Source organism: Variovorax sp. KBW07 (assembly GCF_003852515.1).
In the GTDB taxonomy this organism is placed as follows: Bacteria; Pseudomonadota; Gammaproteobacteria; order Burkholderiales; family Burkholderiaceae_C; genus Variovorax.
This window is the reverse complement of sequence record NZ_QAJK01000027.1, coordinates 73,014-85,892: the sequence shown is the minus strand read 5'-3', so window position 1 is coordinate 85,892 and position 12,879 is coordinate 73,014. Positions and strand designations below refer to the sequence as shown.

Genomic DNA, 12,879 nt, shown 5'->3' with positions numbered 1-12,879 from the left:
TGAGCGTCGCCCTGAATGAACTGAACGACACGACACGAACAAGACCTCAGCCCCAAGCCTCAAGAACAGCACTGCGCACAGCATCGACAGCCACGGCTCGCCTGCCCCCAGACGGCGCGATCCAGCACAGCCACGTGTGCGACCGCCAGCCCTTCCAGATCGCAAGCTCGCCATTGCGCTCACCCTGCTCCGCCTGGTCTTGACGCATCAGCCCCGCGCCCATGCCGCTCGCCACCATGCTGCGGATCGCGCTCTCGCCGTCCGCCGTGCGGCCCTGGCGATATTCGCGGCCCGCACCCGCGAACAGCTTTTCCAGATGCGCTCGCAGGATGCACGACGGTGGCGTGCCCACCCACGGCAGGTTCACGAGTTCGTCGAGCGACAGCTCCGGGTGCGCCTGTGCCACCGGCGGCGGCAAGGCCACCACCAGGTCGACCGCGCCCAGCCGGTTCAGCTCCAGCCCCTCGACCTGCTCGCTGTCGCTCAGCACGTACGCGCAGTCGAGTTCGCCGCGCTGCACGCCCGACAGCGTTTCGTACGACAGCCCCTGCTTCAGTTGCAGCGTTACCTGCGGATGGCGCTCCGCCAGCTTGACCAGCACGTCGCCGAGCCGCAGCGCCACCGGGTCGACCACCGTGCCGAAGCGCACCACGCCCTGCGCCGCGCCGCGCAACTGGTCGGCCGCCGAGCGCATGCGCGAGGCCGAGGCCAGCGTGCGCTCGGCTTCTTCCAGCAGGCTGTGTCCGGCCTCGGTGGGCGACATGCCCTTGGGCGTGCGCTCGAACAGCTTCACGCCCAGTTCGTCTTCCAGCGCCTTCAGCTGGGCGCTCACGGCCGGCGCGCTGGTGAACACGCGTTCGGCGGCGCGGGTCAGGCTGCCTTCCTTGGCAATGGCGACGAAAGTCTTCAGTTGGTAGAGCTCCATGCGGCAAATTGTGAGCGCTTCGGCCAAGGCCGGCCATTCGCTTTTTTGGAGGCCTCGGTCCAAAGAAGCGAATGGCAATCGGCGGGGTGAGAACCGATCCTTGAAAGCATCGATTCATTCATTCATTCATCCACTGCCACAGTGCCGAAGGTTCCTCCCATGTCCACCCGCCAACGCCTGCTCGGCATCGCCGCGCTGCTGATCGCCACCTCCGGGTGGGGCTCCCTGTTCCTCGTGAGCAAGGGCGCGCTCCATCACGTCGAACCGGTGTGGTTCACGCTCATCCGCTACAGCCTGTCGGCGCTGCTGTTCGTGCTGCTCATCCTGCCGCGCGGCGCAGCGCCGTGGCGCAAGCTGCGGCAGCACGCGGGGCCGCTGGCGCTGCGGGGCGCCGCGGGCTTTGGCGTGTTCAGCGTGATGCTGCTGGTGGGCCTGGCGCACTCGGTGCCTTCGCACGGCGCGGTGATCATCGCCACCACGCCCATGACCACGCAGCTGGTGCGCTGGGCACTCGACGGCGCGCGGCCGTCGCGCACCACCCTGCTGACCAGCGCGCTGGCGCTGCTGGGCGTGGCCATCGTGTCGGGCCTGCTGTTCGGTGGCGGCGCGGCGTCCGCCGGGCCGGGCACGCTCTTCGGCGACGCGATCGCCTTCGCCGGCACGCTGGGCTGGGTCTGGTACACGCGCGGCACCACGCGCTTTCCCGAACTCGACGTGATCGAGTACACCGCGCTCACGGTGCTGGCCTCGTGGCCCGTGCTGCTGGCCGCGGCCATCGGCGCCACGCTGCTGGGCTGGTCCGCCGCGCCCAGCGCCGAAGGCCTGCGCCTGTCGTGGCAGGTGCTGCTGTTCGTGGGCGTGGTGCCTTCGGCCATCTCGGTGCTGGCTTTCAACTACGGCGTGCGCAATCTCGGGGCCGTCACGGGCACTGCCTTCTTGAACTTCGTGCCGGTGTCGGCGTTGTTGATGAGCGCCGCCATGGGCAGGCTGCCCACGGTGAACGAGGCGGTGGGCATGGCGATGGTGGTCGCGGCGCTGCTGATCCATACCGCATCGAGCCGCAAGGCTTCCGCGGCGGCCGCGGCACGGATTGCGCCGGCACCGCAGAATTACCAGCGAACCTGTGGAGCCACGACCTCATGAGCATCGTCAGTGAAACAACAAAGAGCAAGAGCCGCCTTTTCGAACCCCTTCGGATCGGCCCCCTGCACATCGACAACCGCATCGTCATCGCGCCGATGTGCCAGTACTCCGCCACCGAGGGCACGCCGGGCGACTGGCACCTGATTCACCTGGGGCACCTCGCGCTGTCGGGCGCGGGGCTGCTGATCATCGAGGCGACGGCGGTGGAGGCCGAAGGCCGCATCTCGCCCGGCGACCTCGGCCTGTACTCCGACGCCAACGAAGAAGGCCTGGCGCGCGTGCTGAAGGCCACGCGCGCGCAGTCGCCCATCGCCATTGCCATGCAGCTCGGGCACGCGGGGCGCAAGGCGTCGAGCCGCGCGCCATGGGAAGGCGGCAAGCAGATCCGCCCCGAAGAACCGGGCGGCTGGAAGGCGTATGCGCCCTCGGCCGTGCCGCACTCGCCGACCGAAGACGCGCCCATCGCGCTCGATGCGGCCGGCCTTGCCCGCGTGCGCGATGCCTTCGTGGCGGCGGCACGGCGCGCGGCGCGGCTGGGCATCGACGGCATCGAGATCCACGCGGCGCATGGCTACCTGCTGCACCAGTTCCTGTCGCCCATTGCCAACCACCGCACCGACGAATACGGCGGCAGCCTGGAAAACCGCTTGCGCTTTCCGCTCGAAGTGTTCGACGCCGTGCGCAAGGCCTTCCCGGCCGACCGCCCGGTGTGGGTGCGCGTGTCGGCCAGCGACTGGGTGCCCGGCGGCTGGGACCTGGACAGCACAGTCGCGTTTTCGCAGGCGCTCAAGGCGCGCGGCTGCGCGGCCATTCATGTGTCGAGCGGCGGCGTGTCGCCGCAACAGGCCATCACGCTCGGCGCCGGCTACCAGGTGCCGTTCGCGGAACGCATCAAGGCCGAGGTCGGCCTGCCGACCATCGCCGTCGGGCTGATCACCGAGCCGCGCCACGCGGAAGCCATCGTGGCCGACGGCCAGGCCGATGCGGTGTCGCTGGCCCGCGCCATCCTGTACGACCCGCGCTGGCCCTGGCATGCGGCGGCCGAGCTGGGCGCGCAGGTGAAGGCGCCGCACCAGTACTGGCGCTCGCAGCCGCGGGAGTTCAAGGACCTGTTCGAGAACGCGCAGTTCGGGGCGCGCTGATCTCTTTCACTGCGCTCATTGGTCCTGCGCAGCAGCGCGCGTCCAGCGCTGCGTCTTGCCGAACAGCGGCAGCCCGACGTACGCATGCAGCACCAGTTCGCCGGCCGCGTTGCCGGCGGTGCTCACCGTCATGTTGCAGCTGTAGGTCTTGCCGTTCTCGCGGTTGTAGATCTGGCCGGCCCACTCGGTGGGCGAACGGGAGGCATCGCTCGCATCGACCGGCTTGAAGTCCTGCAGCAAGGTCATGCCCAAGGCCGGGCGGCCATCGGCGGGCTGCATGCTGCCACCGCCGGGCGCCATGGAGCGGTTGCCGAGGACCTTGGTGACGGTGCCGCACAGCGCAGTGCCGCAAGGTGCGACTTCCACTTCGAGATTGCCGTTGGCGGTGATCCATCGACCGCGCGGATCGGCTGCTGCAGCGGAAGAAGACTGCGCCTGTGCAGCGAAGGCTGTGACCGACAGCAGCAGGAGCACGCCAAAGCTGCGGCCTGATGAACGATGGGGCAAGGGCTGTGTGGACATGGCGGACTTCGCGTCGAGTGAGTGAGACGCCCATTGCACTGCCGCGCGCAACTTCATGGGTTTCAAAGCCGCCGGAGATTTGTCGCACCGTATGTCCGGCCGCCTGCCAGACAAGGAGCGATACAAAAATCCGCGCGCCTCAGCCGGCCGGCGCTGCTTCCGGGCGCTTGACGGCACTCACCCAGAACAGCTTCTGCCGCATCGCGAGCGCCTCGCCGGCCTGCATGCGCTGGTGCAGGCGCTGCAATGCGTCGCGGCATCCGCCGATGGTGAATTCGAGGCACACATAGGGCACGTGCTTCAGGTACCAGGCAAAGGCGCCGACGTCGGCGAACGCCAGCAGCTCGGCGCCCTCTTCGCCGTGCTCGATGCCAAAGCCCGCGCGCTCCAGTTGCCCGATGGCGGTAGCCAGTTTCCAGCGCGGCATCTCGGGCATGGGCAGGCCCAGCAGGTCGTAGGAGTCGGCGTTGAAGTCCGATGCGACCTGCTGGGTGACGAAGCGCCCGCCGTTCGCGACAAGAATGCGCGAGACATCGGCCGCGACAAAAGATTCGTGGCGGTTGACGACCAGGTGAAACGAAGCGTCCGCGAACGGCAGCCTTGCTTCCTGCGCTTCGCCGGCCTCTTGCACGGCGTTGTCGTCCGCGCCTTCGACCTCGACCACCTCCACGCCCAACGGCGCCAGCCGCTCGCGCGCAATGCCGACGTTTGGCGCCCAGCCTTCGGTGGCCACGGTGCGCGCCGGCCGAAAGGCCAGCCGGCTCAGCCACTCGCCGCCACCGGTGCCCATGTCGAGCATGTCGGGCGACTGGCGCGCATGGCGCTCGACCACGGCTTCGAAGTTCCATGGCGTGGCCGTGGTGGTGATGCGCCCGTCGCACGACAGGTCCCAGCCGACGAGCGGCTTGGCATCGGCATGCAGGAGAAGCTGGTCGAATTCGCTCATGGTGCGGCGGAGGGCTGCGGCGTTTCCGCATCCAGCGCGCGATAGAAATAGGTGGTGGCGCACGGCTCGCCGTCGGGCAGCAGCGCATAGCCGGGGATCACGCCCACGCGCTGCCAGCCGACCCGCGCATAGAGCCGCTCGGCGTCGGGGCTCGACGTGTCGAGCACCAGCAGGGTCTTGCGATGCGCGCGCGCCGATTGCTCGGCCGCCTGCATCAGCTGTGCGCCCAGGCCCTGGCGGCGCGCACGCCGGTGCACCAGCATCTTCGCCACCTCGCCGCGGTGCGGCTGGTTCTCGGGCTGGGCGAGCACCAGTTGCACGGTGCCCACGATGCCTTCGGCGTCTTCGGCCACCAGCAACTCGCGCTCGCCGCGCGCCACGCTGTCGGCCACGCCCTGCCAGAAGGCGCATGCGCGCTCGATGGTCAGCGGCGACATGAAGCTGACCGAGGCGCCGCCCGCCACGCAGTCGATGAGCACGCCGGCCAGTTCGCGCACCTGCGCGTCGGTGACGTGGGGAAGCGCTCGGATGCGCGGGGATGGGGATGGGGATGGGGATTGGGATGGGTCTGGCACGTTCATCTCCAGGAGGAAGCAGGCGGGCTGCTGGTGATCACGACCGCGTAGCGCGCGGTCTTGCGGGTGGGGTTGTGGTAGCTGGTGGGGCGGTCGAGCACCAGCGCCAGGCAGTCGCCGGTGTCGAGCAGATGGCGGTCGTCGCCCACCGTGACTTCGATGCGGCCGTCGAGCACCCACACCTGCTGGTGCACCTTCGGCTCGCGGGCGCCGGTCTCGTAGGCCACGCGCGCCTTGGGCGGAAACAGCACTTCGACGATCTGGATCGGCGAGGCCGCGCCGCCCGGCGACACGTTCCGGCGCACGTAGCCGGAATGCGGATCACGCCACTGCAACTGGTCGGCCAGGCGCGACACGGGGCCGGGCTCGGGCGTGGGTTCCTCGAACAGCGAGGCGAGCGGTACGCCGAGGCCGTTGGCCAGCTTTTCGAGCAGCACGGCGGTCGGGCTGCTCTCTCCGCGCTCGATCAGCGAGATCATGGAACGGCTGACACCGCAGTGCGTGGCCAGCGCGTCGAGCGACAGGCCACGCGCGGCACGCAGGTCGCGCACGCGCTGGGCGATGCGGTCGTTCAGGCTTTGGGGTTCTTCGGCCTCTTCTTTCATATTGGATTTAATGTCCAATATAAAGGAATCACCGTCAAGGGCCGAATGGCGTACACGCCGCTCCGGTGGCAAGCACCGGGGCCGGAATGCACGGCCGGGTCGTTGGCCATCCCGTTTTTTTCTCTGCCATCCCTCGATTCTTCGAACAAACATTCGACGCCCGTGGAGAGATCATCCAACTTATCACTCCCACCGACACGCCATGCCCGACCCCAGCCCCGCCTCTCCCACGTTGCCGCCCACTTTGCTGGCCTCTTCCTTCACCGCCTTTGCCGACGGCCTGGCAGTGCAACCTTCGGCGCTGCGCGAACAGGTCACGGCGGCGTACCGGCGCGCGGAGCCCGAGGCGCTGCCACCGCTGCTTGCACGGGCGCGCCTGCCGGCCGGCCTGGCCGAGGAAGCGCACGCGCTGGCCCACCGCATCGCGCAGCAACTGCGCAACCGGAAGAACGCGGGCGGCCGCGCCGGCCTGGTGCAGGGCCTGCTGCAGGAATACGCGCTGTCGTCGCAGGAAGGCGTGGCGCTGATGTGCCTGGCCGAAGCGCTGCTGCGCATTCCCGATGCCGAGACGCGCAACGCGCTCATCCGCGACAAGATCGCGCACGGCCAGTGGCAATCGCATGCGGGCCGCAGCCCTTCGGTGTTCGTCAACGCCGCGACCTGGGGCCTGCTGCTGACCGGCAAGCTGGTGGCCACGCACAGCGAAACGGGCCTGTCGACGGTGCTCACGCGCCTGATCGGCAAGGGCGGCGAGCCGCTGATCCGCAAGGGCGTGGACATGGCGATGCGCATGATGGGCGAGCAGTTCGTCACCGGCGAGACCATCGCGCAGGCGCTGGGCAATGCGCGCGAGCTGGAGGCGCAAGGCTTTCGCTATTCCTACGACATGCTCGGCGAAGCGGCGCTGACCACCGAGGACGCGAAGCGCTATCGCATCGCGTACGAAGAAGCGATTCACGCCATCGGCGAGGCCTCGGGCGGGCGCGGCGTGTACGAGGGGCCGGGCATCTCCATCAAGCTGTCGGCGCTGCACCCGCGCTACAGCCGCGCGCAGCACAGCCGCGTGATGGCCGAGCTGTACCCGGTGCTGCGCGAGCTCGCGCTGCTGGCGCAGGCCTACAACATCGGGCTGAACATCGACGCGGAAGAAGCCGACCGCCTGGAGCTGTCGCTCGACCTGCTGGAGCGCCTGTGCTTCGAGCCCGCACTGGCGGGATGGAACGGCATCGGCTTCGTGATCCAGGCCTACCAGAAGCGCTGCCCGTTCGTGATCGACTGCGTGATCGATCTGGCGCGGCGCAGCCGGCACCGGCTGATGGTGCGGCTGGTGAAGGGCGCCTACTGGGACAGCGAGATCAAGCGCGCGCAGATCGACGGACTGAGCGGCTACCCGGTCTACACGCGCAAGGCCTACACCGACGTGTCCTACCTGGCGTGCGCGCGCCAGTTGCTCGATGCGCCCGAAGCGGTGTACCCGCAGTTCGCCACGCACAACGCGCACACGCTGGCCGCCATCTACACGGCGGCGGACCCGTCGCGCTATGCACCGGGGCAGTACGAGTTCCAGTGCCTGCACGGCATGGGCGAGCCGCTGTATGAACAGGTGGTCGGCCCGCTCGGGCGGCCTTGCCGCATCTATGCACCGGTGGGCACGCACGAGACGCTGCTCGCCTACCTGGTGCGGCGGCTGCTGGAAAACGGCGCCAACACCTCGTTCGTCAACCGCATCGCGGACCCGACGATATCGCTGGAAGCGCTGGTCGAAGACCCGGTGCAGACCGTCGAGCACATGGCCGCGCGCGAAGGCGCCGTGGGCCTGCCGCATCCGTCCATTCCGTTACCGGCCGCGCTGTACGGTGCGCAACGCATCAACTCGCAAGGGCTCGACCTGGCGAACGACGACAGCCTGCGCGCGCTCGGCGGCGTGCTGCGCGCCAGCGCCGATGAAGCGTGGCGCGCCATGCCAATGCTTGCCGAAGCAATGCCCGGCGCAGATTCCGATGCCGATTCATCTCGCGGCGAGGCCGACGTGCTGAACCCCGCCGACCACCGCGACGTCGTCGGGCGCGTGCGGGAAGCAACGACGGCCGATGTCGAATCGGCCATCGCGCAGGCCCATGGCGTTGCAACGGCATGGGCCGCGACACCGCCGACCGAACGCGCCGCGCTGCTCGAACGCGCGGCCGGCCTGCTCGAAGCGCGCATGCCGCGCCTGCTCGGCCTGCTGGCGCGCGAGGCCGGAAAAACATACGCCAACGCCATTGCCGAAGTGCGCGAGGCCGTCGACTTTCTTCGCTTCTATGCGGCGCAGGCACGCAACGATTTTTCGAACGACACGCACCAGGCGTTGGGCCCGATGGTCTGCATCAGCCCGTGGAATTTTCCGCTGGCCATCTTCCTCGGCCAGGTGGCGGCCGCGCTCGCGGCGGGCAACCCGGTGTTGGCCAAGCCGGCCGAGCAGACGCCGCTGGTCGCGGCCGAGGCCATCCGCGTGCTGTGGGAAGCCGGCGTGCCGCATGCCGCCGTGCAGCTGCTGCCCGGCCGCGGCGAAACCGTCGGCGCCGCGCTGGTCGCCGATGCGCGCGTGCAGGGCGTGATGTTCACCGGCTCGACCGAGGTGGCGCGCATCCTGCAGAAGACGCTCTCGCAACGGTTGGGTGCCCATGGCGCGCCGGTGCCGCTCATCGCCGAAACCGGCGGGCAGAACGCGATGATCGTCGACTCGTCGGCACTGGTGGAACAGGTGGTGGCCGACGTGATGGCCTCGGCCTTCGACAGCGCCGGCCAGCGCTGCTCGGCGCTGCGCGTGCTGTTCGTGCAGGAAGAAGCGGCCGACCGCCTGATCGAGATGCTCAAGGGCGCGATGGCCGAGAGCTGCATCGGCAACCCCGCGCGGCTGGCGGTGGACGTGGGCCCGGTGATCGACGCCGAAGCGCGCGACGGCATCGAGCGCCACATCGCGACCATGCGCGAGCGTGGCCGCAGGGTCTATCGCCAGGGCCGCGAGCACGGCGACGACACGCGCCACGGCACCTACGTGATGCCCACGCTGATCGAGCTGGGCAGCATTGCCGAACTGCAGCGCGAAGTGTTCGGCCCGGTGCTGCACCTGGTGCGCTACCGCCGCCGCGACCTGCCCGCGCTGGTGGGCCAGATCAACGGCACCGGCTACGGGCTGACGCTGGGCGTGCACACGCGCATCGACGAGACCATCGCGCAGATCGTCGACCATGCCAAGGCCGGCAACATCTACGTGAACCGCAACATCGTTGGCGCCGTGGTGGGCGTGCAGCCTTTCGGCGGCGAAGGCCTGTCGGGCACGGGACCGAAGGCGGGCGGGCCGCTGTACATGGTGCGCATGCTGTCGAAGCGGCCCGACGACGTGCTGCTGCAAGCGATGGCCCATGCCGGCGACACGGGCCACGGCGCCGGGTTGCATGTGCTGCGCCGCTGGGCGCAAGACACCGGCCGCGCCGCGCTGGCCGCGCAATGCGCGCACTTTGCCGGCGTGGCGCGCGCCGGCTGTTCGCGCACGCTGGCCGGGCCGACAGGCGAGCGCAACGTGTACACGCTGCTGCCGCGCGAAGCGGTGCTTTGCCTGGCCGGCGACGAGGCGGACCGGTTGGTGCAGCTGGCCGCCGTACTGGCCGTGGGCAGCACGGCGATTTGGCCCGCCGACGCGCAAGCGCAGCGCCTGCTGGCGTCGTTGCCGGCCGACGTGCAGCAGTGCGTGGCCGTCGCCAGCGACTGGACCGCGCAGACCGTGGCCTTCGACGCGGCGCTGTACCACGGCGACGCCGATGGCCTGGCCGGCGTGATGCAGCGCCTCGCCTCGCGCCAGGGCCCCATCGTCGGCGTGCGCGCCTTCGCGCCCGGCGACGGCGGCATTCCGCTCGAAAGCCTGGTGGTGGAGCGCGCGCTCAGCATCAACACGGCGGCGGCCGGCGGCAACGCGAGCCTGATGACCATCGGCTGAAAACCGCCGCGTGCGTGGTCCGTATGGGCCGCGTGCTGCGCTACTTGTCGAACGCCGGATCGATCGGCACGCGGTAGCCGTTCACCAGCCGGTTGGTCTCGTTGGCCATGCCGACCACGCCCATCAGCTCGGCGAACATCGCGGGCGTCATGCCGGCCTTCTCGGCGCCGGCGTGGTGGCTCGCGATGCAGTAGCCGCAGTTGTTGGTGACGCTCACCGCGAGGTAGACCATTTCCTTCACGACCGGATCGAGCGCGCCCGGTGCCATCACTTCCTTCAGGCTGCGCCAGGTGCGCCTGAGCGTGGCTGGGTCGTTGGCAAGGTACTTCCAGAAGTTGTTGACGTCGGGCACGTTGCGCGAGGCCTTGATGTCGTCGAAGACGGCGCGAACCTCGTCGGAGGCGTCGGCGTATTCGATGGGTTGGGGTTTCATTCAAATCTCCTTGAAGACCGCGAGCGGAAAAAGTTCACGATGCAAACAATCTATTCAATGTGTTTACATTCATTGTGAATTAGGTCCTAGGTTTGCGCTGAAGCGGTTCATACATTCGTCAGCTTCTCAAAGTACAGCACTGAACAAGTGCATCAGGGAGCAACGAAGAAATGAATCACTTGCAAGAAGTGAGCTGGCAACGCACGCCCGTCGCATGCGTGGCGGGCACGGTCCTGGCGCTGGCGCTGGGGGGCCTGCTGGCACCGGTCGCGCGGGCCGAAGTCAACGTCGGCGGCAACGTCACCATCATGGGTTCCGGCGCGGTGTGCAGCAAAAACGGCGGCGGCGGCACCTGGGCCTGCCAGGTGCCCAACGGCAACGGCGGCTTTGCGCTGATCGGCAACGTGCCCGCCAACGCCACGAACGACGGCCCCGACTCCGCGACGCTGCAGACCCTGGCCAGCAGCAACCTCGGCCCCGGCGCCCTGCTGCTCGGCGACACCACGACCCGCGCCACGGGCTATGGCAGCGTGGCCACCGACGTCGATGCCAAGGCCACCGAAACCTACGCGACCGCGCTGGGCTCCACCACCGTGGCCGCGGGCGTCAGCAGCACGGCCGTGGGCAACGTGGCCAAGGCCTATGGCACCAACGCGACCGCCATCGGCGCCAACACCACCGCGCTGGCCACCAGCAGCCTTGCGGCCGGCGACAGCGCCACCGCCAGCGACATCAACGCGACCGCGCTCGGCGCCAACACGCAGGCACAGAAAAAGAGCAGCCTGGCTGCGGGCGACCGCGCCAATGCCAATGGCGTCAACGCCTCGGCGCTGGGCGCGAACAGCAGCGCGCTGGCCGACAGCGCCACGGCCATCGGCGACGGCGCCACGGCCGGCGCCGAGTCGAGCATGGCCATGGGCCAGCGGAGCATGGCCTCGGGCGTGTCGGCCATTGCCATCGGCACCCGCGCGGTGGCCACCAGCACCGGCGGCATCGCGCTCGGCGCCGGCGCCAGCGCCGATCGCGCCGGCATGAACGGGCAGGCCGAGCTGTTCTCCAACACCGCGGTGAGCTCGACGCAGGGCGCGGTATCGGTCGGCAGCGCCGGCGGCGAACGGCAGATCACCAACGTGGCGGGCGGCACGCAGGCCACCGACGCGGTCAACGTGCGGCAGCTGCAGGCGGTGCAATCGCGTGCCGTCAACTACGGCAGCAACGCCGACGGCAGCGTCAACTACAACCAGGTGACGCTCGGCAACGGGCAGGCGCCCAACGGCACCACGGTCTCGAACGTGGCGCCCGGCGTGGCCGGCACCGACGCGGTCAACGTCAACCAGCTGAATGCGCAGGCCAGCCAGATCAATGCGCAAACCAACCAGCTGCGCGATGCCATCCGTGCCAACCAGCGAGAGGCCAATGCGGGCACCGCCGGCGCAATGGCCATGGCCGGCATGCCGCAGGCCTACCTGCCGGGCAAGAGCATGGTCGCCGGCGGCGTGGCGGGGTACGAAGGCCAGAGCGCCATCGCCATCGGCTACTCGAGCATTTCGGACAACGGCAAGTGGGTGATGAAGTTCACCGGCTCGGCCAACTCGCGCGGCAGCGTCGGCGTGTCCGCCGGTGCCGGCTTCCAGTGGTAAGCGGGGCGCACGGGGAACTCTTCATGACATACGAACAACGACACGCACAACGACAGGAACAACCGCGGCAACACCCGCGCCGGGCGACTGCCACACTCGCGGCCATCGGCGCCATCGCGCTCTTCGCATTGCAGGGCTGCACGTCTTACGTGAGCAGCGGCCTGGCGGACGACGGCAAGTCGGCCGCCACGCTGGTCTGGCCCGATATCGAAGCGCAGGCTTCGCGCAAGGAGGGCAGCTTTCCGAACCGCGACAACCTGCGCGCCATCGGACCCGGCGCCACCAAGGACCAGCTCTACGAACTGATCGGCCGCCCGCATTTCGCGGAAGGCATGGCGGGCGTGCGCGAGTGGGACTACGTGTTCAAGTTCCGTTCGGGCGGGGGCATCACGCCCTGCCGCTACAAGGTGATCTTCGACACGAACTACCGGGCGCAGGGCTTCTACTGGCATCCGGCCGCGTGCGCAAAGCTGGCGGCGCAAGGCGGCTGATGGCCGGCTAACCCAGCGCGTCGTTCACCTGCTCGTTGAACTCGGTCTGGTTGAGCGCCGTGCCAATTTCGCGCGGCAGCGCATCGCGCACCGAGAACACGCCCAGGAGCTTCGTTCCCGCCACCAGCGGCAGGTGGCGAAAACCCCGCTCGAGCATCAGCACGACCGCATCGGACACCAGCGTTTCGGGCGGCACGCAGATCGGGTTGGGCGTCATGACTTCGCGCACCGGCGTGCGGTCGGGGTCGAGCCCCTTGGCCAGCACGCGGGTCATCAGGTCGCGCTCGGTCAGGATGCCCACCAGGGTGTCGGGCAGCTCCATGACGAGCACGCTGCCGCAGTTGGCCTTGGTCATCACGCAGGCCGCGTCGCGCACGCTGGCCTGCGGGCCCAGGCTGACCACGTGCTTGCGCGAAATGGATTGGAAAACGGTGCGCTCGGCCATGGTGCGCCCTCCGGGAATGACGTCGTGAATGGTGCC

General features: G+C 69.1%; 12 protein-coding genes. 5 read left to right on the top strand and 7 right to left on the bottom strand.

Annotated features, from left to right (window positions below; all coding sequences use genetic code 11):
- Nucleotides 1–46 precede the first annotated feature (46 nt).
- Nucleotides 47–925 carry a LysR family transcriptional regulator gene (locus DBV14_RS06165; protein WP_124458310.1) on the bottom strand — a complete coding sequence of 293 codons (879 nt, stop codon included), beginning with the start codon at nucleotides 923–925 and terminating at the stop codon, nucleotides 47–49.
- A gap of 159 nt (nucleotides 926–1,084) precedes the next feature.
- On the opposite strand from DBV14_RS06165, the gene DBV14_RS06160 reads away from it, so the two are divergent.
- Entirely contained in the window at nucleotides 1,085–2,068 is a 984-nt protein-coding gene (locus DBV14_RS06160) for a DMT family transporter (RefSeq protein ID WP_124458309.1), read from the top strand.
- Nucleotides 2,065–3,210, top strand: coding sequence for an NADH:flavin oxidoreductase/NADH oxidase (locus DBV14_RS06155; protein WP_124458308.1), 1,146 nt, complete (start codon nucleotides 2,065–2,067; stop codon nucleotides 3,208–3,210). Before DBV14_RS06160 ends, DBV14_RS06155 begins: the two co-directional genes overlap by 4 nt.
- A gap of 15 nt (nucleotides 3,211–3,225) precedes the next feature.
- On the opposite strand, the gene DBV14_RS06150 is transcribed toward DBV14_RS06155, so the two are convergent.
- The 4 genes from DBV14_RS06150 to DBV14_RS06135 form a co-directional block, all read right to left on the bottom strand.
- The gene (locus tag DBV14_RS06150) at nucleotides 3,226–3,732 is read right to left on the bottom strand and encodes a DUF2147 domain-containing protein (protein WP_185545939.1); all 507 of its coding nucleotides are present in this window, start codon (nucleotides 3,730–3,732) and stop codon (nucleotides 3,226–3,228) included.
- Between the two features lie 139 nt (nucleotides 3,733–3,871).
- Complete coding sequence (locus tag DBV14_RS06145) at nucleotides 3,872–4,678, bottom strand: class I SAM-dependent methyltransferase (RefSeq protein WP_124458306.1); 807 nt, start codon at nucleotides 4,676–4,678, stop codon at nucleotides 3,872–3,874.
- Entirely contained in the window at nucleotides 4,675–5,253 is a 579-nt protein-coding gene (locus tag DBV14_RS06140; protein WP_260396834.1) for a GNAT family N-acetyltransferase, read from the bottom strand. The genes DBV14_RS06145 and DBV14_RS06140 overlap by 4 nt, the downstream gene beginning before the upstream one ends.
- Nucleotides 5,254–5,255: 2 nt before the next feature.
- The gene (locus DBV14_RS06135) at nucleotides 5,256–5,858 is read right to left on the bottom strand and encodes a helix-turn-helix domain-containing protein (protein ID WP_124458304.1); all 603 of its coding nucleotides are present in this window, start codon (nucleotides 5,856–5,858) and stop codon (nucleotides 5,256–5,258) included.
- A gap of 202 nt (nucleotides 5,859–6,060) precedes the next feature.
- Here DBV14_RS06135 and putA point away from each other — a divergent pair, with 202 nt between their 5' ends.
- Complete coding sequence (putA, locus tag DBV14_RS06130; protein ID WP_185545938.1) at nucleotides 6,061–9,834, top strand: trifunctional transcriptional regulator/proline dehydrogenase/L-glutamate gamma-semialdehyde dehydrogenase; 3,774 nt, start codon at nucleotides 6,061–6,063, stop codon at nucleotides 9,832–9,834.
- 40 nt (nucleotides 9,835–9,874) lie between these two features.
- Here putA and DBV14_RS06125 read toward each other — a convergent pair whose 3' ends face one another.
- On the bottom strand, nucleotides 9,875–10,267 hold the full coding sequence (locus DBV14_RS06125) for a carboxymuconolactone decarboxylase family protein (protein WP_124458303.1): 393 nt from the start codon (nucleotides 10,265–10,267) through the stop codon (nucleotides 9,875–9,877).
- Between the two features lie 170 nt (nucleotides 10,268–10,437).
- On the opposite strand from DBV14_RS06125, the gene DBV14_RS06120 reads away from it, so the two are divergent.
- On the top strand, nucleotides 10,438–11,907 hold the full coding sequence (locus DBV14_RS06120; RefSeq protein WP_124458302.1) for a YadA family autotransporter adhesin: 1,470 nt from the start codon (nucleotides 10,438–10,440) through the stop codon (nucleotides 11,905–11,907).
- Between the two features lie 23 nt (nucleotides 11,908–11,930).
- Entirely contained in the window at nucleotides 11,931–12,398 is a 468-nt protein-coding gene (locus DBV14_RS06115) for an outer membrane protein assembly factor BamE (protein ID WP_124458301.1), read from the top strand.
- A 7-nt stretch (nucleotides 12,399–12,405) separates the two neighbouring features.
- Here DBV14_RS06115 and DBV14_RS06110 read toward each other — a convergent pair whose 3' ends face one another.
- A complete protein-coding gene (locus DBV14_RS06110; protein ID WP_124458300.1) occupies nucleotides 12,406–12,843 on the bottom strand; it encodes a CBS domain-containing protein in 438 nt (145 codons plus the stop codon).
- Nucleotides 12,844–12,879: the final 36 nt, after the last annotated feature.

What these genes read in the sequence shown, in the direction of transcription:
- DBV14_RS06165 (WP_124458310.1), bottom strand. Translation starts at nt 925, where the DNA reads ATGGAGCTCTACCAACTGAAGACTTTCGTCGCCATTGCCAAGGAAGGC.
- DBV14_RS06160 (WP_124458309.1), top strand. Translation starts at nt 1,085, where the DNA reads ATGTCCACCCGCCAACGCCTGCTCGGCATCGCCGCGCTGCTGATCGCC.
- DBV14_RS06155 (WP_124458308.1), top strand. Translation starts at nt 2,065, where the DNA reads ATGAGCATCGTCAGTGAAACAACAAAGAGCAAGAGCCGCCTTTTCGAA.
- DBV14_RS06150 (WP_185545939.1), bottom strand. Translation starts at nt 3,732, where the DNA reads ATGTCCACACAGCCCTTGCCCCATCGTTCATCAGGCCGCAGCTTTGGC.
- DBV14_RS06145 (WP_124458306.1), bottom strand. Translation starts at nt 4,678, where the DNA reads ATGAGCGAATTCGACCAGCTTCTCCTGCATGCCGATGCCAAGCCGCTC.
- DBV14_RS06135 (WP_124458304.1), bottom strand. Translation starts at nt 5,858, where the DNA reads ATGAAAGAAGAGGCCGAAGAACCCCAAAGCCTGAACGACCGCATCGCC.
- putA (WP_185545938.1), top strand. Translation starts at nt 6,061, where the DNA reads ATGCCCGACCCCAGCCCCGCCTCTCCCACGTTGCCGCCCACTTTGCTG.
- DBV14_RS06125 (WP_124458303.1), bottom strand. Translation starts at nt 10,267, where the DNA reads ATGAAACCCCAACCCATCGAATACGCCGACGCCTCCGACGAGGTTCGC.
- DBV14_RS06120 (WP_124458302.1), top strand. Translation starts at nt 10,438, where the DNA reads ATGAATCACTTGCAAGAAGTGAGCTGGCAACGCACGCCCGTCGCATGC.
- DBV14_RS06115 (WP_124458301.1), top strand. Translation starts at nt 11,931, where the DNA reads ATGACATACGAACAACGACACGCACAACGACAGGAACAACCGCGGCAA.
- DBV14_RS06110 (WP_124458300.1), bottom strand. Translation starts at nt 12,843, where the DNA reads ATGGCCGAGCGCACCGTTTTCCAATCCATTTCGCGCAAGCACGTGGTC.